Raw genomic sequence first — 26358 nt, 5'->3', positions numbered from 1 at the left:
TTTTAGGATGAAGAAATTTTTCACCACATTATCCAATATCTGGAAAATCGAAGATTTAAGAGTGCGTATTATAAACACACTCTTATTTCTTGTAATATATCGTGTAGGTTCCTTTGTGGTACTGCCAGGGGTTAATCCTGCGTCAGTAGCTAACCGGAAGGCAGAAGGATTAGTAGGATTGCTGAATATGTTTTCAGGAGGTTCGTTTTCACATGCCTCTATTTTTGCATTGGGTGTAATGCCTTATATTTCAGCTTCGATTGTGGTGCAATTATTAGGTATCGCAGTTCCTTACTTCACCAAATTGCAAAAAGAGGGCGAGAGTGGCCGTAATAAACTTAACCAGTGGACACGTTACCTAACCATCGGTATTACCGCGTTACAGGCTATCGGTTACTTAAAATCGCAAATTTCTGCTGATGCTATGATGTTGCCTAATCCGGCATTTACTGTGCTTAACATGTTTGTTTTAACCGCAGGTACATTATTTGTAATGTGGCTTGGCGAAAAAATCACAGATAAAGGTATTGGTAACGGTATATCGCTAATCATCATGGTTGGTATTATTGCCCAGTTGCCGGGCGCTTTCTTAACAGAGTTTACCTCACGTACTACCGGTACCGGTGGCTTGATAACTTTCATTGTTGAAATTGTGGCTCTTATAGCAGTGGTGATGTTTACTATACTTATTGTACAGGGTACCCGCAAAATTGCGGTGCAGTATGCTAAGCGTATAGTTGGTAATAAGCAATACGGTGGCGTGCGCCAGTATATTCCTTTAAAGGTAAATGCGGCAGGTGTAATGCCAATTATATTTGCCCAGGCCTTAATGTTTATACCACAAACGGTACAACAGTTTATGCCAAGCATTTCATCAAATGGTGTATTAATCGCGTTATCAAACCCTAATTCATGGGCGCATAACTTAACGTTTGGTATCCTTATTATCGCTTTTACTTATTTCTATACGGCTATTACGGTTAACCCTAACCAAATGGCTGATGATATGAAGAAGAATGGCGGTTTTATTCCGGGCATTAAACCCGGTAAAACAACAGCCGACTATATTGACGCTGTAATTTCAAAAATTACATTGCCGGGTTCAATTTTCCTGGCACTAATAGCCATTATACCGGCATTAGCCAGTTTGGTAGGTGTTTCTCCAATCTTCGCAAGATTTTTTGGTGGCACATCATTGATCATCCTGGTAGGTGTTGTTTTGGATACTTTACAACAGGTTGAAAGTCATTTGTTGATGCGTCATTATGATGGTTTGATGAAAACCGGAAGAATTAAAGGCCGTACCGCAATGCCGGCTGCTGCGGGTACAACTCCAACAGCGATCTAATATTAGTAATGTCAAAAATCATTTACAAGTCTGCCGAGGAAATAGAGCTGATCAGGGAAAGCGCTTTGCTGGTGTCAAGAACACATGCAGAAGTTGCAAAAATAATAGGCCCGGGTGTAACTACTATTGAACTCGACAGACTTGCTGAAACCTTTATAAGGGACAATGGCGGGATTCCCGCCTTTTTAAACTACGGAGGTTTCCCATATTCCCTTTGCATTTCATTGAACGACCAGGTGGTACACGGTTTCCCCGGAAAGCATGTACTGGTAGAAGGTGATCTGGTATCTGTAGACTGTGGTGCTATTTTAAACGGTTTTGTAGGCGACTCGGCTTATACCTTTGCCATTGGCGAGGTAAGCGATACTGTTAAGAAACTTATGCGGGTAACCAAAGAGTGTCTTGACCTGGGTGTTGCTAAAGCAGTGGTAGGCATGCGAATTGGAGATATAGGCTACGCGATACAGGAACATGCCGAGAAGAACGGTTTTGGTGTAGTTAAGGAGCTTGTAGGGCACGGCGTGGGTGTTAAGCTGCACGAGAAGCCCGAGGTACCTAACTATGGCAAGCGTGGCTCCGGTATTAAGCTGGAAGAGGGAATGGTAATAGCTATTGAACCAATGATTAACGCTGGCCGTGCCGGTGTTAAATTCTGGGACGATGGATGGACAGTATCAACTGTAGATAAAAAAGCAAGCGCTCATTATGAGCATACTGTTGCAATAGGTAAAGGCAAACCAGACATTTTATCGACATTTGATTTTGTTGAGAATGTTTTAAAAGAAAAGAATAATAATTAAAATATTTTTATTAATTTTGCATCCCGGTTTTAGGGCGGATAATTAAGTAATAATCAACAAAATATGGCAAAACAATCTTCGATTGAGCAAGACGGTACAATTAGGGAAGCATTGTCAAATGCAATGTTCAGGGTTGAACTTGAAAATGGTCATGAGATTATTGCGCACATTTCCGGCAAGATGCGTATGCACTACATTAAAATTTTACCTGGCGACAGAGTTAAGTTAGAAATGAGTCCGTACGATTTAAGTAAGGGTAGAATAACCTATAGATATAAATAAAATACGAGATGAAAGTTAGAGCATCCATTAAAAAACGCAGCGCTGATTGCAAAATCATTCGCCGTAACGGGAAACTTTACGTTATTAACAAAAAGAATCCTAAGTACAAACAACGCCAGGGCTAAGAACAATTTTGAATTGGAGAAAGATTGAATTACTGATTTTAAGGAATTCGATAATTCAATAATTCGATAACTCAATAAATAAAAAAGAAATATGGCAAGGATATCAGGTATTGATTTACCAAAAAATAAAAGAGGAGAAATCGGACTTACTTACATTTTCGGTATTGGACGCTCAACAGCTCAAAGAATTTTGACTGAAGCAGGTATCGATTTTAGTGTAAAAGTACAGGACTGGACCGATGAGCAGTTAGCCTCAATCCGTGGAATTATCAACGATCAAATCAAAGTTGAAGGTTCACTTCGTTCAGAAGTTCAATTGAACATTAAACGTTTGATGGACATTGGTTGCTACCGTGGTACACGTCACCGTAAAGGTTTACCATTACGTGGTCAGCGTACTAAAAACAACTCACGTACCCGTAAAGGTAAACGTAAAACAGTTGCTAACAAGAAAAAAGCTACTAAGTAGTAAATAGTGATTGGTAAGCGGTGGGTAGTTATATACTTTTAAGCTTGCCAGGAATAAAAATTATAACAACGATTGGTGGGTCCGGATTATTCTATAATCCAGTAATTCATTAATTCAATAATTAAGAAAATGGCTAAAACTAAAAAAGTTACCAAAAAGCGCATTGTGATTGTAGAGCCGGTTGGCGAAGCACACATCAATGCAACTTTTAACAACATCATCATTACCCTTACCAACAAAACCGGCCAGGCTATTTCATGGTCATCAGCTGGTAAAATGGGCTTCAAAGGTTCAAAGAAAAACACTCCGTATGCTGCAGGTCAAGCTGCCGGCGATTGCGGTAAAGTTGCGTACGACTTAGGTTTACGTAAAGTTGAAGTGTTTGTAAAAGGCCCGGGTGCCGGTCGTGAGTCAGCTATCCGTACTTTGCAAACTGCAGGTATTGAAGTTACCACCATTAAAGACATTACACCGCTTCCACACAATGGTTGCCGTCCGTCTAAAAGAAGAAGAGTTTAATTAACAGATTTTAAAGCTAAGATTCACCAACGTAAGGTTGGCTGATACTTTAAAAATACACAAAAATGGCCAGATATACAGGACCAAAGTCCAAAATTGCACGTCGTTTCCGTGAGCCGATCTTCGGTCCGGATAAAGCGTTAGAACGTAAAAACTATCCACCGGGAATGCATGGCGCTTCAAAACGTCGTGGAAAACAATCTGAGTATTCAACTCAGTTAATGGAGAAACAGAAAGTTAAATACACTTACGGTGTATTAGAGCGTCAGTTCGAAAACTTGTTTCACCGCGCTTCTGCAAAAGAAGGTATCACAGGTGAAAACTTGTTGAAATTCTTGGAAGCCCGTTTAGATAACGCAGTTTACCGCTTAGGTATTGCGCCAACCCGTTCTGGAGCACGCCAATTGGTAAATCACAAACACATTAACGTTAACGGTGCCGTTGTAAACATTGCATCATACGCGTTAAAAGCTGGTGACGTAATATCTGTACGTGAAAAATCTAAATCACTTGAAGCTATTACTACTTCAGTAGCCGGAAGAAGAATCAACAAATACAGCTGGTTAGCTTGGGATGCAAATGAATTAACAGGCACATTCCTTAACTATCCTAACCGCGATGAGATCCCTGAGAACATCAAAGAGAACTTAATCGTCGAGTTGTATTCAAAATAATAAAAATAATTATCCAGGGGATGGTTGGCATTTTATGTCAACCATTTTCGTGGTTAAAACTCATTTCAATTAGTAAACAATAAATAAAGGATATAAATGGCAATTTTAGCATTTCAAAAACCGGATAAGGTTATCATGCAAAAAGCAAATGATTTTGATGGTACGTTTGAATTTCGTCCGTTAGAACCAGGCTTCGGTGTAACCATAGGTAATGCTCTGCGTCGTATCTTACTTTCATCACTCGAAGGTTATGCTATCACTTCAGTACGTTTTTCTGGAGTTACGCATGAGTTTTCAACCATCAAAGGTGTTGTTGAAGACGTAACCGAAATCATCTTGAACCTTAAACAGGTTCGTTTTAAAAAGACTGGTGAATCTGGCGACAGCGAGAAAATATTTGTTATTATAAATGGCCAGGATGCATTTAAAGCCGGAGATATAACCAAATTCTCAAACAACTTTACTGTATTAAATCCTGATCTGACTTTGTGCAACATGGACTCATCTGTAACGCTTGAAATTGAGCTTACAGTAGGTAAAGGCCGTGGTTATGTACCAAGCGAAGAGAATAAAAATCCAGATGCAAACGTTGGTGTTATCGCTATAGACTCAATCTATACCCCGATCAAAAACGTTAAATATACCATCGAAAACTATCGTGTTGAGCAAAAAACCGACTACGAGAAATTGGTTTTGGATATCGCTACTGACGGATCTGTTCACCCTGAAGACGCTTTGAAAGAAGCTGCTAAAATCCTTATCCAGCACTTTATGTTGTTCAGCGATGAAAACATGATGTTGGAAGCACAAGCTAAAGAAGAAACTAAAGAAGTTGACGAAGAGATTCTGCACATGCGCAAGATACTTAAAACTGAATTGGTTGATCTTGACCTTTCTGTACGTGCATTAAACTGCCTTAAAGCTGCAGATATCCGCAGCCTGGCCGATTTAGTATCGTACGATGTTGCTGATATGTTAAAATTCAGGAACTTTGGTAAAAAATCATTAACTGAGATCCAGGATCTGGTTAAATCAAAAGGCTTATCTTTTGGTATGAACCTGTCTAAATTTAAGTTAGACGAAGAATAACATAGGAGATGTTAGATTTAAGATTTGAGACTTGTCTCGCTCTTAAAATCTAACATTTTTTATTTAATAACAATTGGGGCAAAGAAGAAGAAGAGGGAGCCGTCTCAAATCTGATATCTCACATCTCAAATCTGATAACCCGGCATAATTCCGAGGGCTTGACGGTAGCGCCGCCCAACGGTATGCACGTGCCACAAACAAAAAACAATGAGACACGGAAACAAAAACAACCATTTAGGTCGTACAACCAGCCATCGCAAGGCGATGCTGTCAAACATGGCAACTTCGCTTATCTTACACAAGCGTATTACAACTACATTAGCTAAAGCGAAAGTTTTACGCGGTTATGTTGAGCCACTTTTAACCAAATCAAAAAACGATACTACGCACTCTCGTCGTACAGTATTTAGCTACTTACAAGATAAAGAAGCTACTACTATCCTTTTCCGCGAGGTTGCTGAGAAAATTGCTAACCGTCCAGGTGGTTACACCCGTATCATCAAATTAGAAAACCGTTTAGGTGACAACGCCGAAATGGCGATCATTGAGTTAGTAGATTATAACACTGTTTACGGTGTTGATACTGCTGCTACTGTGAAAAAATCTACCCGTCGTCGTGGTGGTGCTGCAAAAGCTAAAACAGCTGCTCCGGTTGCTGCTGAAGAAGTTGCAGTTGCAGAAGAAGTTAAAGAAGCACCAGTTGCCGAAGCTCCTGCAGCTGACGCTCCTGAAACTGAAGAAAAAGGAGAATAGTTATCCTTTCTCTTTTGAGATAACGAAACGCCTTGTTCATTTGAACAGGGCGTTTTTTTGTTGCGATTTTTGAGGTTTTGAAAGGTGGACGAACAGGATTACTTAATAGTGCCATCACTTTTCTGAAACTGGAGCAGTGCTACACAGGAGCAAAAGCTTTGTAGAATAAAAGAAATCTATTTTCTTTCACTCCGTAGGTACACTACCGTTTATTAGACGAAGGATTTTTTGGACAAGAAGTAAAGGGCTTTTATGCGGTAAGGCGAAGTATCTATAACTTGTTGAATGCCGTCGGTCTGCACAAATTTGCGTTAGGGGGTAGTAGCGGATACCGCCCCGCGCCTGAGGCCTTTTGTGCGTATGAGCGGATGACCCGGCCGAAGGCAACGCCATTAATGGACGAAAGATTTTTGAACAAAAGATCAAGGACGTTAACGCTAAATCTAAATAGAAGTTTAGAAAAACATTATCATTGATAATGACCTTTAAATGAGTAAATGATAATTACGTCTTCAATTACTTCGTAAACTATGCGATGCTTTGAGTCAATCCTTCTTGACCATTTGCCAGAAAGCTCATATTTAAGGGCCTCTGGTTTGCCAACACCATTAAAGGGAGTTGTTTTAATAGATTCAAGTAAGTGCTCTATCTTTTTTAGGATATTTTGTTGGCCGCTTTTTAAGAAAAACTTAATGTCATCTTTTGCAGGATCAGTTATCCTAAGTTCCATATGTCTCCAGGTTCTATTTTGGTGGTTTTTCCTGCCTTAACATCTTGCTCTCCTTTTTTTATTTTGGCAACAAATTCTGCACGATATATTTGTTCAGATACTTTTTCGGTTTTAAAGTCAACTTTTAAGGCCTTCATAATCGCCTTCAATGCAACCAATTGCTCTTTGTCTTTAGGTAGCACAATTAATGTTTCCATACACAAATTTACATTTTATTACACAAATTTTATCTACGGTTTTTTGTTTGTCCTCCAGCACCTTCTACCTTTCTCCTTTCACCTCCAATAAAGTAATTTCTGCCAACCTGTCACCACCCTTTATGTCTTTTCTGACGCATTATTTGCCATCATGACTATATACACTGACAAATACGTATTGGCACAAACGTTGATAAACAGGACATGGAATAATTAATAAAATCAAGAAAAATCAATCATATGTCTAAAATAATTGGAATCGACTTAGGAACAACAAACTCCTGCGTAGCTGTAATGGAAGGTAACGAGCCTGTAGTTATAGCAAACAGCGAGGGCAAACGTACTACGCCGTCCGTAGTAGCTTTTATAGATAACGGCGAGCGTAAAGTTGGCGATCCGGCAAAACGCCAGGCTATCACCAACCCTACAAAAACCATTTCGTCTATCAAACGCTTTATGGGTAACCAGTTTAATGAGGTTACAAGTGAAGCTTCACGTGTACCTTATAACGTTGTAAAAGGTGACAACAATACCCCACGTGTTGAAATTGGCGATCGTAAATACACTCCGCAAGAGATCTCTGCAATGATTCTTCAAAAAATGAAGAAAACTGCTGAAGACTTTTTAGGAACTGAAGTTACTGAAGCCGTTATTACTGTACCTGCTTACTTTAACGACGCGCAACGCCAGGCTACTAAAGAAGCCGGTGAAATCGCTGGTTTAAAAGTACGTCGTATTATTAACGAACCTACTGCTGCTGCCTTGGCTTATGGCTTTGATAAAGCACACAAGGATATGAAAATTGCGGTATTTGACTGCGGTGGTGGTACTCATGACGTATCTATCCTTGAATTAGGTGACGGTGTATTTGAAGTAAAATCAACCGATGGTGATACACACTTAGGTGGTGACGACTTTGACCAGGTAATTATTGACTGGTTGGCAGACGAATTTAAAAGCGACGAAGGTATTGACCTGCGTAAAGACCCAATGGCTTTACAACGCTTAAAAGAATCTGCTGAAAAAGCTAAAATTGAGTTATCAAGCTCTGCTCAAACCGAAATTAACCTGCCATACATCACTGCTGTTGATGGCATGCCAAAGCACTTAGTGAAAACTTTGACCCGTGCTAAATTTGAGCAATTGGCAGATAGCCTGATCAAACGTACTATTGAGCCTTGCAAAACCGCGCTGAAAAACGCGGGTTACAGCACTTCAGATATCGATGAAGTTATCCTGGTAGGTGGTTCAACCCGTATCCCTGCTATACAGGAAGCTGTTCAAAAATTCTTTGGTAAAACTCCTTCAAAAGGTGTTAACCCGGATGAGGTTGTTGCAATTGGTGCGGCTATTCAAGGTGGTGTATTAACCGGCGAGGTTAAAGATGTGTTGTTGTTAGATGTTACCCCACTTTCATTAGGTATTGAAACTATGGGTGGTGTAATGACCAAATTAATTGAGTCGAACACAACTATACCAACTAAAAAATCTGAGACTTTCTCAACCGCGTCTGATAGTCAGCCATCTGTTGAAATTCACATTTTACAAGGTGAGCGTCCAATGGCTGCGGGTAACCGTACTATCGGTAGGTTCCACCTGGATGGTATTCCACCAGCACCTCGTGGTGTACCACAAGTTGAAGTAACTTTTGATATTGATGCTAACGGTATACTGCACGTATCTGCTAAAGATAAAGCAACCGGTAAAGAGCAAAAAATCCGTATCGAAGCTTCATCTGGTTTAACCGATGCCGAGATCAAAAAGATGAAAGACGAAGCTGAAGCTAATGCTGAAGCTGATCAAAAAGCAAAAGAAGAAGTTGAAAAACTGAACGGTGCTGACGCTTTGATCTTCTCGACAGAAAAACAACTGAAAGAGTACGGTGATAAAATTGGCGCTGATAAAAAGGGCCCGATTGAAGCTGGTTTAGCCAAGTTAAAAGAAGCTTATGCTGCTAAAGACTTTGCCGCTATCGAAACCGCTCAAACCGAATTGAACGCTGCATGGGCTACTGCATCTGAAGAGATGTACAAAGCTGCAGAAGGTGCTCAAGGCGCGCCGGAAGGTGCTGCAGGTCAAGGCCCGCAAGATCACGGTGATACCGTAACCGATGTTGACTTTGAAGAAGTAAAAGACGAAAAATAATAATTTCGTTTAAGTATATAAAAGCCCGGCTGGATAATTTCAGCCGGGCTTTTTTTGTTGCATTAGGTTTTATCTTTTCTCCCGTCATTGCGAGTTGTAAAATCCAGGGAGTCTGAAAGTGAAATGACAACGTCAAAAAAATGGGGTCATGGGTAGCCTGTCGAAGCACGCGGGCGAAGGCCTCTGCGCGCGAGTCTTCGACAGGCTCAGACTGACGGCCCTCTTTGTTTTTTACAACTTGTCATGGGTAGGCACGAAGCAATCCCCAACTGTACAGAGCTGCTCTGTAAATCGGGGATTGCTTCGTCGTTCCTCCTCGCAATGACGTTGGGAAGAACTTTATTATAATCAAAAAAAACCTCCGGTAAATAATCTTATTTTTACCACCAAACTAAAGGCAAATTACCTATGTCAACAAAACCAATAGTAACGGGCCTGATGGCCTACGGCATGTCGGGACGCATTTTTCATGCGCCATTTTTGACCACTAATCCTGGCTTTATTTTTAAGGCCGTTGTAGAGCGTCACGAAAAAAAGGCAGGTAAAGTATATTCGGATGTGATCAGCTACAACACTACCGACGAATTACTGAGTGATACCGAAATTGAACTGATTATAGTAAATACCCCAAACAATACACACTTTGATTACGCTGTGCAGGCATTGAATGCCGGCAAGCATGTGCTGATTGAAAAACCTGCTGCCGTAACTTCCGGGGAAGTAAAGGCCTTGTTTGATCTTGGCCGGAAGTTGAATCTGAAAGTGATGATTTACCAGAACCGCCGTTACGATAGTGGTTTTATCTCGGTTAAAAAAGTAATTGAAAGCGGCAGACTTGGCGAGCTGATAGAGGTGCATTTCCGGCTCGACAGGTATCGTATGCCGATAGGGGTAAAGCAGTTTAAGGAAACTAAAGAAACCCCGGGAAATGGCCTTACTTACGATTTGGGGGCACACCTGGTTGATAACGCCATCAGCATATTTGGCAAGCCGTTAAGCTATGTAAAAACAACGGCGGCGCACCGGCCAGGATCTCAGGTGGATGATTATTTTAATATTCATCTGAAATACCCAAACCAGCTCAATGTTTATTTAACATCGGGCTTACTGATAGCCGAACATTTGCCGGGTTTTGTGATTCATGGCACCTTAGGCAGTTTTGTAAAGCTACGTACCGATGTGCAGGAAGCGCAGCTGGATACCGGCATGATGCCAAACGCCGAAGGTTTTGGTATTGAACCTGAAGGCAGCGAAGGTAAATTAGTATTGATGGGAGCCGATAATCAGAAAACGGTAGAGTGGGTACCGTCAGACAAAGGTAATTATAACGGTTTATTTGACGCGGTATATCATACCGTGCGTGAAAACGCGTTATTCCCGATAACCGAAGAACATATTGCCTGGCAGATAGAGTTGCTGGAAAGCTAACTGCGGGATAAAGGATTTATAGATAAAGGATAAAGGACTTTTGAATCGCCTTAGCTGATAACTAAGTTGGATGAAGGACAAATGAACTAAAGGCTTTTGTAACTAAGGCTTATTGCCAATGAGTTAAAAATATCGTAACTATGCTTAAATGAAAAATTCAATTAATACCATGAAGAGAATATATCTTTTGCTTTGCCTTATTGTTGCGGCCGGCTGTAGCCAGGCGCAAACAATGCCGTCAAATACCAAAATTCCACCGTACCATATCCTTACTACCGACAGCGTGTATGTTACTCCTGCAGATTTGAAAAAGAATAAGCCGGTAATGGTGATCTATTTTTCGCCGGATTGCAGCCACTGCCAGCACCTGATGTACGATATGAAGCCCGAGCTTGCTAAACTTAAGGATGTACAAATAGTAATGATCACGTTTGTGAATCAGCTTAAAGCCATCCAGGTGTTTCAGCGCGATTTTGATTTAGCCAAATACCATAACATCACCATTGGTACCGAAGGCTATACCTACGTAGTACAACGCTACTATAACGTAAAAACCACGCCATACATAGCCATCTATGACAAAACCGGCAAGCTTTACCAGGCCTATGACAAGGTGCCAAAAATTCCGGTACTGATGGAAACGATAAAGAAAGTATAATTTAGATGTGCAGATTTCAGATGTGCAAATGTGCAGATGATAAAATAGATGTGCAGGCGAATAAACGAAGAAGCCGGCTTGTTAAATCAAGTCGGCTTCTTTGTTATACCATAATTTAAAAATCTAAAATTGATTATTCAAAATCATCTGCGTATTTGAAATCGGCACACCTGCACATCAATCAATCATCTGCACATCTGAAATCTGCATATCTGCACATCTATTGTTGTTGCTGCTGCTGCTGCTGAATAATCTCCATATGTCTTTGGTAGCTGTTTTTGGGAGGCTGCGCTACCGGTTGCATGGTGTTATCGTGATGGGCTTTGTCGTCGAGGCTTTTGAAAGTGGTTTCGTCGTCATCAACGCTAACGGCCACCTCTAATTTATGGCCCGATGAGCCTTTGTATACACCTTTTACCGGCGAACAATCAGAAAAATTGCGACCAACCGCCAAACGTACGTGGGTTTCATTGGCAATGCAGTTATTGGTAGGGTCGATACCCAACCAGCCGTAATCTGGTATGTAGGCTTCGGCCCAGGCATGGGTTGCACCTTCGCCGCGCATGGTGCTGCTATTGGTGCATATGTAGCCACTTACATAACGGGCCGGGATTTTCAGTAAGCGCAGCATTACCATTAAAATATGGGCGAAATCCTGGCATACACCGGCTTTTAGCTTCCATACTTCATCAAGCGTGGTTTCAACGGTGGTTACACCTTTAATGTATTCAAAGTTTTTGTACACGTATCCGCAAAAGCGTAGCGCTATCTGGAAAGGTGTATCATTGTTTGATTTATCCTGTTCAACAATGGTCTGTAATTCCGGCAGCCCTTCAAAGTATTCTTGCTTTAAAAAATCAATGTAAGGTACCATGTACTGAATTTGCTTCAGGTATTCCCATTGCTGATCCGGGAAAATATCGGTAACAGGTAACGGCCGCTGTTTGGTGGTAACGCTCAATTTAGAATTAATAACCATTACCGAATGTGGTTCGCTGTAGGTAAAACTTCCTATCTCATTACCATAATAATCAATATGGGTATCAACAACCGGATTTCCGGTTATCTGTAGCTCGTGCAGGGTTACGTCCTGGTAGTCGTCCTTTATAGGGTAAAGTATAATTTGGTTGGCACTATCACGCACCATGCCTTCGTAGCTGTATTTGGTGATATGCTGTATCTTAAAATCGGGCATCTTTTTTTTGATTAGTTAATTTGAGTATTTGAAGATTTGAAAATGACTTTTCAACTTCATGCTGTTTTATATCATCTTCAAATTTTCAAATTCTCAAATCTTCAAATTAAAATTATGAATTTGCAAAGTAATATTCATTCAGTGAGTTACCTATTCCGTGGAGTTCATTACGGGTTTGCGTTAAAAATCCGTGCAAGCCATCCGTACGGATACTTTTTACCGAACTGTATTTGATCCTGCTTTGTAACCTGCCAATCTGGAACGACATTTCGCGAAAGGTATCTACATTACTGTCATTCTTCAGCCTGTCGAAATACCGGTGTATGTTATTTACCGAATAGATTACCGAGCGCGGGAAATCGTTATTTAACGCCACCTGTTCCAATACGTTTTCGGCCTCGAAACCTTCACGATATGTTTTCAGATATAACTCATACCCACCTAAAGATAGCAAGAGGTGTTTCCAGTAGGTAGTATCGGTTAACAGATCGGGGTTTTCGCTTATCGAACTGAATTTGGTATCCAAAATGTCTACCGATTGAATGGCCCGTTCCAGGTACTTGCCAATATTCATAAAGCTGCGGCCTTCGCCACGCTCCATGGTAATCTCGGCGGTGCCGTAGTAAAGCATCACCTGTTTTATCAGTATATCCAATACGCCAATAGGGTCCTCACGCTGTAAGGAGCGCTCCAAGCGTGCATCTTTTACGGTATGGTAATACTCGTTAAGGCACTGCCAAAGGTCCTTAGGGATGTGTTCCTGTACGCCACGGGCGTTCTCCCTGGCCAGGGTAATAATGTTTAGGATAGAGTTAGGGTTATTTTTACCCGTAACCATATATTTTAATACCGACCGGCTGTCGTTCTCCAGTTTCTCAATCTCAGCACCGTTTATGCCGGCAAAAATCCTGATCACAGGCTCCCAGGTAAATTCCTGAACCGTATCCTGCGACGACGCGTAATTAATTTTGAGCATCCGCAGCATACCATCGCTGCGCTCAATGTAACGGCTTAACCAATAAAAACTTGCTGCAACCCTGCTTAACATATATCTTTTAATTTCGGATTTGGGATTTTCGATTTCGGATTTGTTTCAATCCGATTCAATCATTTTCCCTCATCTCTTTTGTTCCGGCTTAAACCTGAAGGCTCAAAGCCCTTCAGCAAAAGTCTTTTGTCCTTTTGTCTATTAGTCCTACGTCCTTGCTCCTTTGTCCCTCAATCCTTGCTCCAATTAAGCCAACACCCACGTATCCTTACTGCCGCCGCCTTGTGAGCTATTTACTACCAGTGAGCCTTCTTTAAGGGCTACACGGGTTAGGCCGCCGGGTACTATTTCTATGCCGTCCGGTCCGTAAAGGGCGTATGGCCTTAAATCTATACGGCGGGGTTTTAACGATCCCTGCATATAACATGGTGCCGCCGAAAGGCTGATAGTGGGCTGTGCTATAAAATTACGCGGATCTTTCAGGATCTCTTTTTTATAATCATCAATTTCCTGTTCGCTTGCCGCGTGGCCCATCAGCATGCCGTAACCACCGCTTCCGTTGGTTTTTTTAACCACCATTTTATTCAGATTTTTAAACACATGCTCGCGTTCATCGGCATTGCCCAGCTGGTGGGTAGGTACGTTTTTGAGTATTGGCTCTTCGTTAAGATAATACCTGATCATCTCGGGTACGTATACATAAACCGCTTTATCATCGGCAACACCGGTGCCAACCGCGTTTACTATAGCCACATTCCCTTTGCGGTAAGCGCCCATAATACCCGCTACGCCCAACATACTTTCCGGGTTAAATACCAGGGGATCTAAATACTCGTCGTCAACCCGGCGATAGATCACATCAACCTGCTGCAAGCCGGTAGTAGTTTTCATATATACCTTATGGTTGTTCACCACCAAATCGCGCCCCTCAACCAGTTCAACACCCATTAAACGGGCCAGCGTGGTGTGCTCAAAATAAGCCGAGTTATAAATGCCCGGGCTTAACAGTACTACCGTAGGGTTTGATATTTGCCTTGGCGATAAGGCCATCAGATTCTTATATAAAATGGTTGGATACTCGGTAACGCTCCTAACGCCGCATTGCGGTAATAAATCAGGAAACAAACGTTTGGTGATCTCCCGGTTCTCCAGCATATAACTTACGCCCGATGGGGTGCGTAGGTTATCTTCCAATACGTAAAAAGTGCCGTCCTCATCACGAATCAAATCGATGCCCGAAATGTGTACGTAAATATCATAAGGCACCTTTAACTCATACATCTCGCGCAAAAAATGCGGACAAGAATAAATGATATCAATAGGTACAATGCCGTCTTTTACAATAAACTGGTTATGGTAAATATCTTTCAGGAAAAGGTTAAGGGCGGTAAGGCGCTGCTTAATACCTTTTTCTACAAAGGCCCACTCACTGGCAGTAATAATACGGGGGATAATATCAAAAGGGAAGATTTTTTCAATCCCTTCGCCGCTGTTGTAAACGGTAAAAGTGATGCCCTGGCTCATGAACAGGCGCTTGGCCAGCTCCTCTTTTTTGTTCAAATCGTCGGCCGATTCCTTCGAAATATATTCAATCACCTTCCGGTAATGTTCCCTAACATTGCTGTCAAGGCCATACATTTCGTCCCAAACGCCGCCTATGGGGTTGTATTTATCAAAATAAGCTGATTCCTGCATATAGAATTATAAAATTTTGAAGATTACTAATCAGTTATTTTTAGAAATGGTAATTTATGAAGTGTTTTTGATAAAAAAGCAAAATATTTTTAATTTTTTACGATTATTTTAATTGATTTTTCATTTTTATCCAGTTTTGGATACTGATATGGCAATTGTTTAGGTCTTAACATCAATTTTATCGTTTCTTAACTGTTATTAAATAACAAAAAGTCCTTATTCTTTAATCCATCAATCCTTAATCTCCATCTGGGCATTACCGCTGATAGGGGCGGCCCGTGCTGTACGTTCATACGCCGGCAGGCATTACGCTCAGCGGCCGGTATCCACTTCCATCACTAATGCGGAATTTTTTAATTAGGCAGAGGCTATATTTGTGCGGTTATATAAATGTTTCACACAAATTATCATCTTTATAAATCTAAGCTTAATGTTTGTATGATAATTCAAATAGTCAAAAAATATTCCCTCGTTTGCGCAGGGGCATTTTTGCTATTACAGGCTTGTAATAATAACGCCGCACAAAAAAAGGAAAAAGAACTTCCACCAAAACATGTTGCAACCGTTACGGCTGCCGAAAATTTCGACATTTTTTTTAAAAGGTTTAACGCCGATTCTGTATTTCAGAAATCACGTGTAGTTTTTCCGTTAAAAATGGTAATAGCAGGTGCCGAGGGGGAAAGTGACTCTATAAAGTATATCATCGGGAGTAAATGGCGATGGGGGAATTTAATGGCCGAAAAAAATCATATCATCAGTAAAATAAAGAATACCAACCGTGAGGTTATTGTACAATTCAACATTGAAGATACCGGGGTGGGCATTTACTACTATTTTTCCCAAAAGCGCGGCAAATGGTGGCTTGTTTTTATAAAAGACGCATCGGATTGACCTTTTTATAGAGACGTATAATTGCGTCTTCCACCTTACAGAGCGATTATAAAATGGCGGGATATGCAAATCCGATTTGCACGCGGGAGACGCAAAATATTGCGTCTCTACGAAAAATTAAATTGTTTTCAACTGCGCGCGCTCTATCTTTCTAAATTCACTTGGATTGACATTCTTGTATTTTTTAAAAATGCGGTTTAGATGGCTCTCGTCATTAAAGCCCAATTCGTTGGCAATTTCAACCATGCGCATATTGCTGTGCAGTAAGCGGTTTTCTATGAGCTTAATTTTATAATTGATGATGTACTGCTGCATGGTTTCGTTGGTGTGCTTTTTAAAGTAACGACCAAGATAGGTTTCCGAAATCCCCATTTTATCGCTGATCACTTCTGCCTTCAGTTTCTCGGGGAAATATATATTAGCCTGTATGTACTGCAAAATATCCAGCGTTTTTTCTTCTGTAGTTTCATCAACCTGCTGGGGCATCGCAAGGGCGATGTTTCGGGTTACTATCAGGATGAGGGTATTGATATACTGTTGCAACAATTCTTTATGGTAAAGGCAGTGATTTAGGTGTTCGGTAATAATGGCACTCATTATGGCTTTCATAATGGGGCGGTCGTCATAATTTTTGATTACACATCCGGGGGCCTGGTTGGCATTGCTTAAAATAAACTCCAGGTTTTGCAATATATCGGCGGTGGTGTTATGCTGCCTGATATAGCTTAAATTGAAACGAATAAATAAAAATTGTGTGGATGTTTCAATTTCAAAATAGTGTGAATCGTTTGGCGTAAGTAAAAATAAATGCCCGGGCTTATATGCGAATTTACTGTTATTGATGCGTTGATTTCCCGATCCATCTACGATAAAAATAAACTCAAAAAAGCTATGCGAATGCTCGTTGCGCGGGCATATATCCAAATACTCCTTAAGTACTATTTCAAACGGGCCATACAGGTTGTCCTTTATCATAGTATAAATGTACAATTATTACGAAATATTGTACAAGATTTGCAAGTGTATTCTTGTATAATTTTACATCGTAATTAAAACATAGTAATTAAACACCACAACAATGGAAACTCAACATACCACCATGCAGGCATTGATCATTGAAGCCGCCAACACCAATTTCAAAGCTATTGAAACAGAACGCCCTGTTGCAGGTGACGGCCAGGTTTTGGTAAAAATAATAGCAAGCGGCGTAAACCCGCTCGATAACAAAATTAGGCTGGGCGCCGCCGCTCACGCCAAACAACCATTACCCGCTGTATTAGGGATGGATTTAGCCGGCATTGTTGAAGCAGCAGGCGCTGATGTTACCAATTTTAAACCTGGCGACGAAGTTTATGGTATGGCAGGTGGCATAGGCGGCTTGCAGGGTACACTTGCACAATATGGCGTATTTGATGCCGATTTGCTGGCTAAAAAGCCTGCTGCTTTAAGCATGCGCCAATCTGCCGCTTTGCCTTTGGTATTTATTACCGCCTGGGAAGGTTTGGTAGATAGGGCTAAAGTAGCTAAAGGGCAAAAAGTATTGATCCAGGGAGGTGCCGGTGGGGTAGGGCATGTAGCCATACAAATAGCCGCCTCATTTGGCGCCGAAGTTTTCGCGACAGGCAGCGCTAAAGACAAGGAGTATATTGAAAGCCTGGGTGCAACGTTTATTGATTACCGTAGCACCACCGTAGCCGAATATGTAAACCAATACACAGCCGGCGAAGGTTTTGATATTGTTTACGATACTGTTGGCGGCGCTACCTTAGATACATCATTTGCCGCAGCCAGATTTTATACTGGCCATGTGGTAAGCTGTTTGGGCTGGGGCGAACATAAACTGGCTCCACTATCTTTCAGGGGAGCAACCTATTCCGGCGTGTTTACACTAATGCCAATGATAACCGGTCGCGGCCATAAACACCATGGCGAAATTATGCAGGAAGCCTCCAAACTTGCTGAAGCTGGTAAGCTAATCCCTTTGGTAGATTCAAGAAGTTTTACTTTGGAAACCGCCCAACAGGCGCATGATATTATAAATGAAGGCAAAGCCGCAGGTAAATTAGTTGTTGATGTGGCTTGAGCTGATTGTAAAATTTGATGTGGATAATATAGAAGCGTCATTGCGGTCCTTATCTATGACGTATTTTAAAACTCTGTCATCCTGAACGCAGTGAAGGATCTGTTCTACGCCATTTCTATTCGCTCTGAAAGTTCGCGAATAGATGCTTCGTTCCTCAGCATGACAGGGGGGAAAGAGGAATAATGTAACGTTATTCCCACCTTCAAAGTTCGCCCGATTTTATGACCGCTCATGACGCTTCTCTAACGTAAGCCCGTTACTTTTTATGCGTTTCCTGATGAATATTGCTCTTATAAGGAATTAACAAATCGACAAATAATATCCTTTTTCGCCCTGTTTGCATCATTCAAACATTCTGCTTAGTTTGGTAGTAGCTTTTCACAAAAGCTAAGCACCACAAACCACTCTTTTCCGGCTTTTTGAAACATGAAGGCGATTGCATGCATCATATTCTTAATGTTAAGCTGCGTTAGGCTATCGGCACAAACGGTAACGGTGCTTGCTGATAACCCAGATGACGGTTGTAGGATAAAGCTTCAAAAGCTCAAAGTCAACATCGACGCCCGCCGAAAGAAGTATGAGTTTAATGTGCAGGAATATAGGGAGGGCCTTTTTTGTAGCGAATGCGGCCGAACAAAAAGCGAGATAGAGGATAGGGTAAGGATAAGTTTTAGTCAGCATATAAAAGATGGAGCCGCTCATCACAGGCTCGCCTTGGTGGCTTCGCGTGAGCTATATAATACGCTGTACACAGAATATCTTACAGATTTTAATCAACTTAAAAGCCTGTATGACGAGCAATATAACAATTGTGGCGGTGATGGCGCGTCGTCGGCTCTGCAAACCATAGCCGACGGGCAATGGCAACTTTATAAAACAAAGCTTAGCGCTTATTTGGATGTGGATAGTGTTGATTGGAGCAAAACAAAGGTGATATATGATTTTTATTACGCCTGGACGCTGAAGATCAAAATCACAACCTGGCGCACCTATCGGTTTAGCGCGCTTGAATTTGAAAAAGCCAATGTGCAGTTACCACGTAACGATACCGCAAATGCCATTGGAGAGGCCGGTAATATGTTCAATCGTTTTTTACAACAGTTGGATGAACGGCAGGATTTGGTTTTTCATTTATCCGATTCGAGATCGTTTCGAAGAGGTAAAGGATTATTTTCGGCGGAGCATTGAAAAAACAAGTCATGCTGGAACTCGTTTCAGCACCTCACAGGACAGGTCATCCGCATGAAGTACAATTAGCGGGTGGGGTGCTGAAATAATCAGCATGACATCGGGAAGGAATTTTCCACCTCCGCTGCCGCAAGGCTCTGCCTTGTAGCCCGCCCGCATGCAAAGTATACAACAGGTTATCAAACAAAAAAAGACTACCTAACAAGGTAGCCTTTTAATTATTTTAAAACTTAACGTTTATTAGTGTTTTGCTTCGTGGATTTCCTCTTCGCGGAATAGTTTAGCGCTCAGGAAATCATTATTCATGCGGGCAATGTTGGTCAGCTTAATTTCTTTAGGGCATTCGGCTTCGCAGGCACCGGTGTTGGTACAGCTTCCAAATCCTTCTTCATCCATTTGCGCTACCATTGATTGTACACGACTGTAACGCTCTGGCTGGCCTTGTGGTAACAAGCCCAACTGCGTAATTTTAGCTGATACAAACAACATGGCCGAAGCATTTTTACATGCCGCAACGCAAGCACCGCAACCAATGCAGGTAGCAGAGTTGAATGCTTCATCGGCAATTACTTTAGGGATCAACAACGCGTTACCATCGGTAGTAACACCTGTGTTTACCGATACATAACCACCAGCTTGCTGAATCCTGTCGAAAGCGGAGCGATCAACAGCCAAATCCTTCACTACCGGAAATGCCGAAGCTCTCCATGGTTCAATAGTGATGGTTTCGCCATCATGAAAGGTACGCATGTGCAATTGACAGGTAGTAACACCTCTTTTTGGCCCGTGCGGGTGACCATTAATATATAATGAACACATACCGCAAATACCTTCACGGCAATCATGATCAAAGTTGATAGGCTCATCGCCTTTATGCGTCAAACCTTCGTTAACAACATCAAGCATTTCCAGGAACGACATATCCGGCGAAATATTTTCGGCCTTGTAGCTCACAAATTTGCCCGAGGTTTGAGCGTTTTTTTGACGCCATACTTTAAGCGTCAGGTTCATATTTCCGTTACTCATCTCTTTAAGATTTTGTATCAAGTAGTTTGTATCAAGTATCAAGTACATGTGTTGTATCAGATATCAAGTTTTTTGTCTTGATACTTGATACTATATACTTGATACTATGCGTAATTTCTTTGCGATAAATGAACTGCTTCAAATACCAATTCTTCTTTGTGTAATTCTTCTGGTTGGTCTTCGCCTTTAAACTCCCAGGCGGCAACAAACGCGAAATTTTCGTCGTCACGTAATGCCTCGCCATCGGCTGTTTGCGATTCAACCCTGAAATGACCACCGCATGATTCTTTGCGCATTAAAGCGTCGTCAACCATCAGTTCGCCTAATTCAATAAAGTCGGCAATACGACCGGCTCTTTCTAATGAAGCGTTTACTTCTTCGTTTTCGCCGGCTACGATGGCATTTTTCCAGAAATCAGCTTTCAAAGCCTGGATCAGGCCTTTAGCTTTTTTCAAACCTTCGTCTGTACGGGCCATGCCGCAATATTCCCACATAATGTGGCCAAGCTCGCGGTGATATTCGTTAGCGGTTTTGGTGCCTTTTAATGCTAATAATTTATTGATATGTGCAATCACATCCTTTTTAGTTGCTTCAAAAGCGGGGTGTGAGGTATCAACCTTTTTAGGGCCAATTTTAGCTAAGTAATCGCCAAGGGTATAAGGGATCACAAAATAACCATCAGATAAACCCTGCATCAAAGCCGAAGCACCTAAACGGTTAGCGCCGTGATCGCTAAAGTTACATTCGCCCAAAGCGTATAAACCAGGGATGGTCGTGCTCAGGTTATAATCAACCCAAAGACCGCCCATGGTATAGTGTACAGCCGGGTAAATACGCATTGGCTGTTTGTATGGGTTTTCATCCGTAATCTGGATGTACATATCAAACAGGTTACCATATTTTGCCCTAACGGTATCTTCGCCCAAACGTTTAATAGCGTCGGCAAAGTCAAGGAATACAGCAAAGCCAGAACCACCTACACCTTTACCTTCTTCAACCATTTCTTTGGCGTTACGTGAAGCCACGTCGCGCGGTACAAGGTTACCAAAGGCAGGGTATTTACGTTCCAGGAAGTAATCACGGTCGTCCTCTTTAACCTGGTCGGCTTTGATAGTTCCTTTACGCAATTGCTCGGCAATTTCAACGGTTTTTGGTGCCCAAACACGGCCATCGTTCCTTAACGACTCAGACATCAGCGTAAGCTTTGACTGGTGATCGCCGGTTACCGGGATACAGGTTGGGTGAATTTGAGTATAGCAAGGGTTACCAAAGTAAGCACCACGTTTGTGGGCCCTCCAGGCAGCCGTTACGTTTGAACCAATAGCGTTTGTTGACAGGTAGAAAACGTTGCTGTAACCACCTGTACATAATAATACCGCGTGACCTGCATGACTTTCAATAGCGCCGGTAAGCATGTTACGGGTAACAATACCTTTGGCATGGCCATCAATGGTAACTACATCCAGCATTTCGGTGCGGGTGTACATTTTTACTTTGCCGGCGTGTATCTGGCGGTTTAATGCCGAGTAAGCGCCTAACAATAATTGTTGTCCCGTTTGGCCACGCGCGTAAAACGTACGTGATACTTGTGAACCACCAAATGAACGGTTGTCCAGCAAGCCGCCATATTCGCGTGCAAAGGGAACACCTTGTGCAACGCATTGGTCAATAATATTTACAGATACTTCGGCCAGGCGGTGCACGTTACTTTCGCGGGCGCGGTAATCGCCACCTTTAATAGTATCATAAAACAAACGGAAAACGCTGTCGCCGTCGTTTTGATAATTTTTTGCCGCATTGATACCACCCTGTGCCGCAATAGAGTGCGCACGACGGGGGCTATCCTGGAAACAAAAAGCTTTTACGTTATAACCAAGCTCGGCCAATGATGCTGCCGCTGCCGCGCCTGCCAAACCGGTACCTACCACAATAATGTCGTATTTACGTTTGTTGGCCGGGTTAACCAGCTTCAGGTCAAATTTATGCTTGTTCCATCTGTCGGCTAATGGGCCTTCAGGAATTTTAGCATCTAAACTCATTTCTTAATAATTTTATATTAGTGAGTAGTTGAGTGGTGAGTAGTGAATTGTGAGTGGTGAATTGTGCATTTAAAGGAATACCTTTTTTAAACCTAACCAACCACTTAACTTAATCAACCATTCAACCTAATCAACCATTTAACTTAATTTTACCTACAATTAACTACTTAATCACGTTTTGGTAGTAGTACCATACCGGCATTAATGCAAATAGAAATGGTATAATCACTGCAAAAAACCAGGTTCCTACGGCGTATACTATTGGTGTATATTTACGGTGTACCCAGCCCAGTGTACGGAACGCGCTCTGAAAACCGTGCAACAGGTGGAACGACAATGCGCCCATAGCTATTACGTAAAATATTACGTACCATAACTGGCTAAAGCTGTAAACCACACGTGCGTGTAAATCCTTAACCCTTACAATTTCTACATTGTTTTCTGTAGATACCGAGTGGCTGAAATCGGCAACCGGAGGTGTGTAGGTAGATTCGGTTGTTTTACCGGTACCCAAATCTGTGCGGTACTCTTTAAAGCCCATGGTTTTATCGTTATGGTAACGAAACCAAAAATCGCTCATGTGAATAACGATGAACAACAATAAAATAGAACCTAAAAGGCCCATGTTTTTTGATGACCAGGTGGCATCAGATTTTGACGTTACCGCGTAACCAACCGGACGTGCCTTGCGGTTTTTTAGCGTGATAATAAGCGCATACAAAGCATGCACCACGATAGACAGGTACAGGATGTACGCGATTACTTCGATTGGTGGAAAATGTGTTAAAAAGTTGGCATACACATTAAAACCAAAACCATTATCGTTGCTGAACAGCAACAGGTTGCCCCCTACGTGCACTATAATAAAAGTACACAAAAACAAGCCTGTTAAAGCCATGATAAGCTTTTTTCCCAACGATGAGTTGAAGGTTTGTTTAATTTCGCTCATTATGAAATAGATTTATTTTGGCAAAAGTATCCATTATATGCCAAAAGATATAAATGCATATGGCTTATTGCCCCTGAAAAAACTATTTAGAATCAATCTAAGAAATTACATTGTAATTACATACCTGTAAGGCAGTAAAACGCTTGTTTTGTGATGTATAATTAAGCAATGGCTATTACTTTATCTTTTAAAACCGCGAAGATCTGATCTGTTTGAAGACTACGGATTGCCACTTTACCCGTGAATTTGCCAAAGGAGGGCAGTATAGCCTGCCTTTTTCCAAACGCGAAACAAGGTAGGGTGATGCTTTGGCGGGCGCGGCCATTTAAATTTACCCCAGGGTGAATGTGTCCGCAAAAAACGTATCCGGTAGCATCGGGTAGTTGCTCCTCGGGCAGGGGATGATGCAGCATTAAAAACGGACCTATCAGCAATTCATCGCGCAGTTGAATGTTCAGGCGCTCATAGTTGCTATCGGCAATAATATCGTGGTTACCTTTAATAAGAATGATTTGTAGTTTGGGGAACTGGCTGCGCCAAAGAATAAACCAATCCCAATCATTATTCATATCGCTATGGAACAAGTCGCCCAGGAACAGGAGTTTTTCGGGCTGGTATTCGTGGATGAGGTCGGATAGGGTAGCCAGGTCGCTTTGCTCCATATCCCGCGGTACCGCAATGCCGGCTTTACGAAAATGCCCCACCTTACCAAAGTGCACATCGGTAATAATTAAAGCCTTTTGCTGTTGCCAGTAAATAGCCTTCTGGGGCAAAAGTAAAAGGTCCTGATTGAGTAAGTTGAAGGGAGTAGCCACACTGATCATCATAGCAAAAGTAAAATTAAAAATTTTATCTGGAGGCTATATATGGCAGTATGAACCAGCTGCCTCGTTATTTTATTTATTTAACCTGCTGTAGCACAAGTGAAAAAACTGTCGTAATAATATCAAAACCAGTTTGATGAAAGCACATAGTATCTTAGCCTTATTTTTTATAGTTTCTGTGGCGGCATCCTGCACCAAGGATAATGCCGGCAAAATATCATCCCAACAATTGCAGGGTAATTACAAAGGACGCGTTACAGTAGCGGCCAGCGCTAAAACCGTTGTTTTGAATGATGCTATAACACTGCAAATTACCGGTAATAGGTTTGATGCCGAAACTAATGGCCATAATCCTTTGCCCAGTTCCGGAACTTTTACTATCAATAATAATACTGTTGCCTTTGCCGATAGTTTGGCTTACCCGGCCATTTATTCCATGTCATATATATTGGCCGGTAATTTCTCTGCACAAATTAAAAGTGATAGCCTGATATTGCTTAAGGACGATGGCAGCTATTCCTACAGATTTAAAAAGCAGTAATTTGGTAAGGAGTGCTATATAGTATATACATAGTGTCGAAAAGGCATCAAAACACGCTCTCAAATTAGCCTCGTTTTAACCGCGGGCTTGATTCTGTTAAAGTTTTTTTTAATCGATTCTGATCATATGCTTGATTTTTTCGTAGAGAATTATTTTCCTGTGGAAATAAAAAAGTGATGTTCTGTGCCGATGGTACGGAACCTACCCAATTATAATAGCAGTAATTAAACCAGGCGGTAATTATTCGGTATTATCTTCCTTTCTTATTACTTTTACCATAACCAATACGGTTTACATGAGTAATACCTTTAACCGCCCCATCCGTGTATTAGTTGCCAAAGTGGGCCTTGACGGGCACGACCGCGGCGCACGCATTATTGCTACATCGCTACGTGATGCGGGTATGGAAGTAATTTATACCGGTTTGCGCCAAACGCCCGAAATGGTGGTAAACACCGCCCTTCAGGAGGATGTGGATGCCATCGGGATCTCGATACTCTCGGGAGCGCACATGACGGTTTTTCCTAAGATCATCAAACTGATTAAGGAAAAACAAATGGACGATGTGTTGCTCACCGGCGGCGGTATTATACCTGATGATGATAGATTAGCGTTAAAGCAACAGGGCGTAGGCGAACTTTTTCCGCCGGGCACAAGTACGCAGGATATTGTAAAATACATTACTGAATGGGTGCACTCGCACCGCAACTTTTAAATGGCTATACCAATGGAGTTTGAAAATATAATAGTAACAACCCAAAACAGGATACAATATATTACCATTAACCGCGAAAGCAAACTAAACGCCCTTAACAAGTTTACCATTTGCGAATTGCATGAGGCTTTTGTGGACGCGTTCAATAACCCCGATGTTGGCGGCATTATTTTAACAGGGGCCGGTCCCAAAGCCTTTGTGGCCGGGGCCGATATCAGCGAGTTTGCCGATTTGAGTTTGGAAGAAGGCACCGCCCTGGCCCGCGAAAACCAAAAGCTGGTTTTTGATTTGATAGCCAATGGCAGCAAACCTGTAATTGCGGCTATAAATGGTTTCGCTTTGGGTGGAGGACTGGAATTAGCCATGGCTTGCCACATCCGCATAGCATCTGATAATGCCAAAATGGGCTTACCCGAAGTAACCCTGGGACTCATTCCCGGTTATGGCGGTACGCAGCGCCTCACGCAATTAGTAGGTAAAGGCAAAGCAATGGAGATGATATTGACTGCCGATATGATCACCGCCGAAGATGCGCTGCAATATGGCCTGGTAACTCATGTAACCGCCACGGAAGAATTGCTTGCAAAAGCCGAAGAGCTGATGATTAAAATTATTTCCCGTGCCCCACTGGCCCTCGCCGCCGCCATCCGCTCGGTAAACGCCGGATTAACCGATGGCGTAAACGGCTACGAAACCGAAATAGCAGAATTTGGCAAATGTTTCGGCACCGATGATTTTAAGGAAGGCGTAGCTGCTTTTTTAGGAAAACGTAAAGCCGAATTTAAGGGGAAGTAATTATTGAATTATTGAATTATTGAATTATTNAATTATTGAATTATTGAATTATTGAATTATTGAATTATTGAATTATTGAATTATTGAATTATTGAATTATTGAATTATTGAATTATTTTTTCCTTAAACAATGTCTCGTCCTGAAATAGGTTTACTAAATTAGTAAATCATTTAAATCATGATCAGGCGAGAAATAGTATCAAAGAAGCAGC

At 41.8% G+C, this 26358-nt stretch carries 28 protein-coding genes; 18 read left to right on the top strand and 10 right to left on the bottom strand.

The genetic code is table 11. The features are described from left to right. The first annotated feature begins 7 nt into the window (after positions 1-7). From secY to rplQ, 9 genes are all read left to right on the top strand, one after another. Complete coding sequence (gene secY / locus QWZ17_RS00565) at positions 8-1348, top strand: preprotein translocase subunit SecY (RefSeq protein WP_290302862.1); 1341 nt, start codon at positions 8-10, stop codon at positions 1346-1348. 8 nt (positions 1349-1356) lie between these two features. Beyond that, positions 1357-2148 (top strand): type I methionyl aminopeptidase, encoded by a 792-nt coding sequence (gene map, locus QWZ17_RS00560; protein ID WP_290302861.1) that lies wholly within the window; start codon positions 1357-1359, stop codon positions 2146-2148. A 63-nt stretch (positions 2149-2211) separates the two neighbouring features. Continuing rightward, the gene (gene infA / locus QWZ17_RS00555; RefSeq protein ID WP_090643449.1) at positions 2212-2430 is read left to right on the top strand and encodes a translation initiation factor IF-1; all 219 of its coding nucleotides are present in this window, start codon (positions 2212-2214) and stop codon (positions 2428-2430) included. An 8-nt stretch (positions 2431-2438) separates the two neighbouring features. Next, positions 2439-2555, top strand: coding sequence for a 50S ribosomal protein L36 (rpmJ, locus tag QWZ17_RS00550; RefSeq protein WP_074487407.1), 117 nt, complete (start codon positions 2439-2441; stop codon positions 2553-2555). A 91-nt stretch (positions 2556-2646) separates the two neighbouring features. Further along, a complete protein-coding gene (gene rpsM / locus QWZ17_RS00545) occupies positions 2647-3024 on the top strand; it encodes a 30S ribosomal protein S13 (RefSeq protein WP_290302860.1) in 378 nt (125 codons plus the stop codon). Positions 3025-3153: 129 nt separating this feature from the next. Further along, positions 3154-3543 (top strand): 30S ribosomal protein S11, encoded by a 390-nt coding sequence (gene rpsK / locus QWZ17_RS00540; protein ID WP_290302859.1) that lies wholly within the window; start codon positions 3154-3156, stop codon positions 3541-3543. 65 nt (positions 3544-3608) lie between these two features. Continuing rightward, positions 3609-4217, top strand: a complete 609-nt coding sequence (gene rpsD, locus QWZ17_RS00535) for a 30S ribosomal protein S4 (RefSeq protein WP_290302858.1) — start codon at positions 3609-3611, stop codon at positions 4215-4217. 96 nt (positions 4218-4313) lie between these two features. After that, the gene (locus QWZ17_RS00530) at positions 4314-5306 is read left to right on the top strand and encodes a DNA-directed RNA polymerase subunit alpha (RefSeq protein ID WP_259097386.1); all 993 of its coding nucleotides are present in this window, start codon (positions 4314-4316) and stop codon (positions 5304-5306) included. Positions 5307-5513: 207 nt separating this feature from the next. Next, positions 5514-6059: a 50S ribosomal protein L17 gene (gene rplQ / locus QWZ17_RS00525; protein WP_290302857.1), complete on the top strand. Its 546-nt coding sequence runs from the start codon at positions 5514-5516 to the stop codon at positions 6057-6059. 469 nt (positions 6060-6528) lie between these two features. Here rplQ and QWZ17_RS00520 read toward each other — a convergent pair whose 3' ends face one another. Both QWZ17_RS00520 and QWZ17_RS00515 read right to left on the bottom strand, forming a co-directional pair. Continuing rightward, entirely contained in the window at positions 6529-6789 is a 261-nt protein-coding gene (locus QWZ17_RS00520) for a Txe/YoeB family addiction module toxin (RefSeq protein WP_290302856.1), read from the bottom strand. Then, positions 6774-6986: a DUF2683 family protein gene (locus QWZ17_RS00515; RefSeq protein ID WP_290302854.1), complete on the bottom strand. Its 213-nt coding sequence runs from the start codon at positions 6984-6986 to the stop codon at positions 6774-6776. Before QWZ17_RS00515 ends, QWZ17_RS00520 begins: the two co-directional genes overlap by 16 nt. A 240-nt stretch (positions 6987-7226) precedes the next feature. Here QWZ17_RS00515 and dnaK point away from each other — a divergent pair, with 240 nt between their 5' ends. The 3 genes from dnaK (at position 7227) to QWZ17_RS00500 (ending at position 11217) form a co-directional block, all read left to right on the top strand. Continuing rightward, a complete protein-coding gene (gene dnaK, locus QWZ17_RS00510) occupies positions 7227-9131 on the top strand; it encodes a molecular chaperone DnaK (RefSeq protein ID WP_290302853.1) in 1905 nt (634 codons plus the stop codon). 408 nt (positions 9132-9539) lie between these two features. After that, on the top strand, positions 9540-10559 hold the full coding sequence (locus tag QWZ17_RS00505; protein ID WP_290302852.1) for a Gfo/Idh/MocA family protein: 1020 nt from the start codon (positions 9540-9542) through the stop codon (positions 10557-10559). Positions 10560-10728: 169 nt separating this feature from the next. After that, entirely contained in the window at positions 10729-11217 is a 489-nt protein-coding gene (locus QWZ17_RS00500) for a TlpA family protein disulfide reductase (protein ID WP_290302851.1), read from the top strand. Positions 11218-11437: 220 nt separating this feature from the next. Here QWZ17_RS00500 and QWZ17_RS00495 read toward each other — a convergent pair whose 3' ends face one another. The 3 genes from QWZ17_RS00495 to QWZ17_RS00485 form a co-directional block, all read right to left on the bottom strand. Continuing rightward, positions 11438-12412, bottom strand: a complete 975-nt coding sequence (locus tag QWZ17_RS00495; protein ID WP_290302850.1) for a transglutaminase family protein — start codon at positions 12410-12412, stop codon at positions 11438-11440. 112 nt (positions 12413-12524) lie between these two features. Then, complete coding sequence (locus QWZ17_RS00490) at positions 12525-13460, bottom strand: alpha-E domain-containing protein (RefSeq protein WP_290302849.1); 936 nt, start codon at positions 13458-13460, stop codon at positions 12525-12527. Between the two features lie 186 nt (positions 13461-13646). Then, a complete protein-coding gene (locus QWZ17_RS00485) occupies positions 13647-15095 on the bottom strand; it encodes a circularly permuted type 2 ATP-grasp protein (protein ID WP_290302848.1) in 1449 nt (482 codons plus the stop codon). 438 nt (positions 15096-15533) lie between these two features. Between QWZ17_RS00485 and QWZ17_RS00480 the strand changes: the two genes are divergently transcribed. After that, a complete protein-coding gene (locus tag QWZ17_RS00480; protein ID WP_290302847.1) occupies positions 15534-15986 on the top strand; it encodes a DUF4348 domain-containing protein in 453 nt (150 codons plus the stop codon). 117 nt (positions 15987-16103) lie between these two features. On the opposite strand, the gene QWZ17_RS00475 is transcribed toward QWZ17_RS00480, so the two are convergent. After that, the gene (locus QWZ17_RS00475) at positions 16104-16961 is read right to left on the bottom strand and encodes a helix-turn-helix domain-containing protein (protein WP_290302846.1); all 858 of its coding nucleotides are present in this window, start codon (positions 16959-16961) and stop codon (positions 16104-16106) included. A gap of 103 nt (positions 16962-17064) precedes the next feature. Here QWZ17_RS00475 and QWZ17_RS00470 point away from each other — a divergent pair, with 103 nt between their 5' ends. After that, on the top strand, positions 17065-18069 hold the full coding sequence (locus tag QWZ17_RS00470) for a zinc-dependent alcohol dehydrogenase family protein (protein ID WP_290302845.1): 1005 nt from the start codon (positions 17065-17067) through the stop codon (positions 18067-18069). A 426-nt stretch (positions 18070-18495) separates the two neighbouring features. Continuing rightward, positions 18496-19257: a hypothetical protein gene (locus QWZ17_RS00465; protein WP_290302844.1), complete on the top strand. Its 762-nt coding sequence runs from the start codon at positions 18496-18498 to the stop codon at positions 19255-19257. A gap of 240 nt (positions 19258-19497) precedes the next feature. Here QWZ17_RS00465 and QWZ17_RS00460 read toward each other — a convergent pair whose 3' ends face one another. From QWZ17_RS00460 to pdeM, 4 genes are all read right to left on the bottom strand, one after another. Then, the gene (locus QWZ17_RS00460; protein WP_290302843.1) at positions 19498-20283 is read right to left on the bottom strand and encodes a succinate dehydrogenase/fumarate reductase iron-sulfur subunit; all 786 of its coding nucleotides are present in this window, start codon (positions 20281-20283) and stop codon (positions 19498-19500) included. Between the two features lie 104 nt (positions 20284-20387). Then, positions 20388-22322, bottom strand: a complete 1935-nt coding sequence (locus tag QWZ17_RS00455) for a fumarate reductase/succinate dehydrogenase flavoprotein subunit (protein WP_290302842.1) — start codon at positions 22320-22322, stop codon at positions 20388-20390. A 163-nt stretch (positions 22323-22485) separates the two neighbouring features. Further along, positions 22486-23271 (bottom strand): succinate dehydrogenase cytochrome b subunit, encoded by a 786-nt coding sequence (locus tag QWZ17_RS00450; protein ID WP_290302841.1) that lies wholly within the window; start codon positions 23269-23271, stop codon positions 22486-22488. Between the two features lie 161 nt (positions 23272-23432). Further along, positions 23433-24098: a ligase-associated DNA damage response endonuclease PdeM gene (pdeM, locus tag QWZ17_RS00445; RefSeq protein ID WP_290302839.1), complete on the bottom strand. Its 666-nt coding sequence runs from the start codon at positions 24096-24098 to the stop codon at positions 23433-23435. A 133-nt stretch (positions 24099-24231) separates the two neighbouring features. Between pdeM and QWZ17_RS00440 the strand changes: the two genes are divergently transcribed. From QWZ17_RS00440 to QWZ17_RS00430, 3 genes are all read left to right on the top strand, one after another. Beyond that, the gene (locus QWZ17_RS00440) at positions 24232-24636 is read left to right on the top strand and encodes a hypothetical protein (protein WP_290302837.1); all 405 of its coding nucleotides are present in this window, start codon (positions 24232-24234) and stop codon (positions 24634-24636) included. A 295-nt stretch (positions 24637-24931) separates the two neighbouring features. Further along, positions 24932-25351, top strand: a complete 420-nt coding sequence (locus tag QWZ17_RS00435; RefSeq protein WP_290302836.1) for a cobalamin B12-binding domain-containing protein — start codon at positions 24932-24934, stop codon at positions 25349-25351. A 12-nt stretch (positions 25352-25363) separates the two neighbouring features. Then, positions 25364-26146, top strand: a complete 783-nt coding sequence (locus tag QWZ17_RS00430) for an enoyl-CoA hydratase/isomerase family protein (RefSeq protein WP_290302834.1) — start codon at positions 25364-25366, stop codon at positions 26144-26146. Positions 26147-26358 lie beyond the last annotated feature (212 nt).

The sequence above is a fragment of the Mucilaginibacter flavus genome (assembly GCF_030409315.1).
Taxonomy (GTDB): Bacteria; Bacteroidota; Bacteroidia; order Sphingobacteriales; family Sphingobacteriaceae; genus Mucilaginibacter; species Mucilaginibacter flavus.
This window is presented reverse-complemented; position numbering and strand designations above follow the sequence as displayed.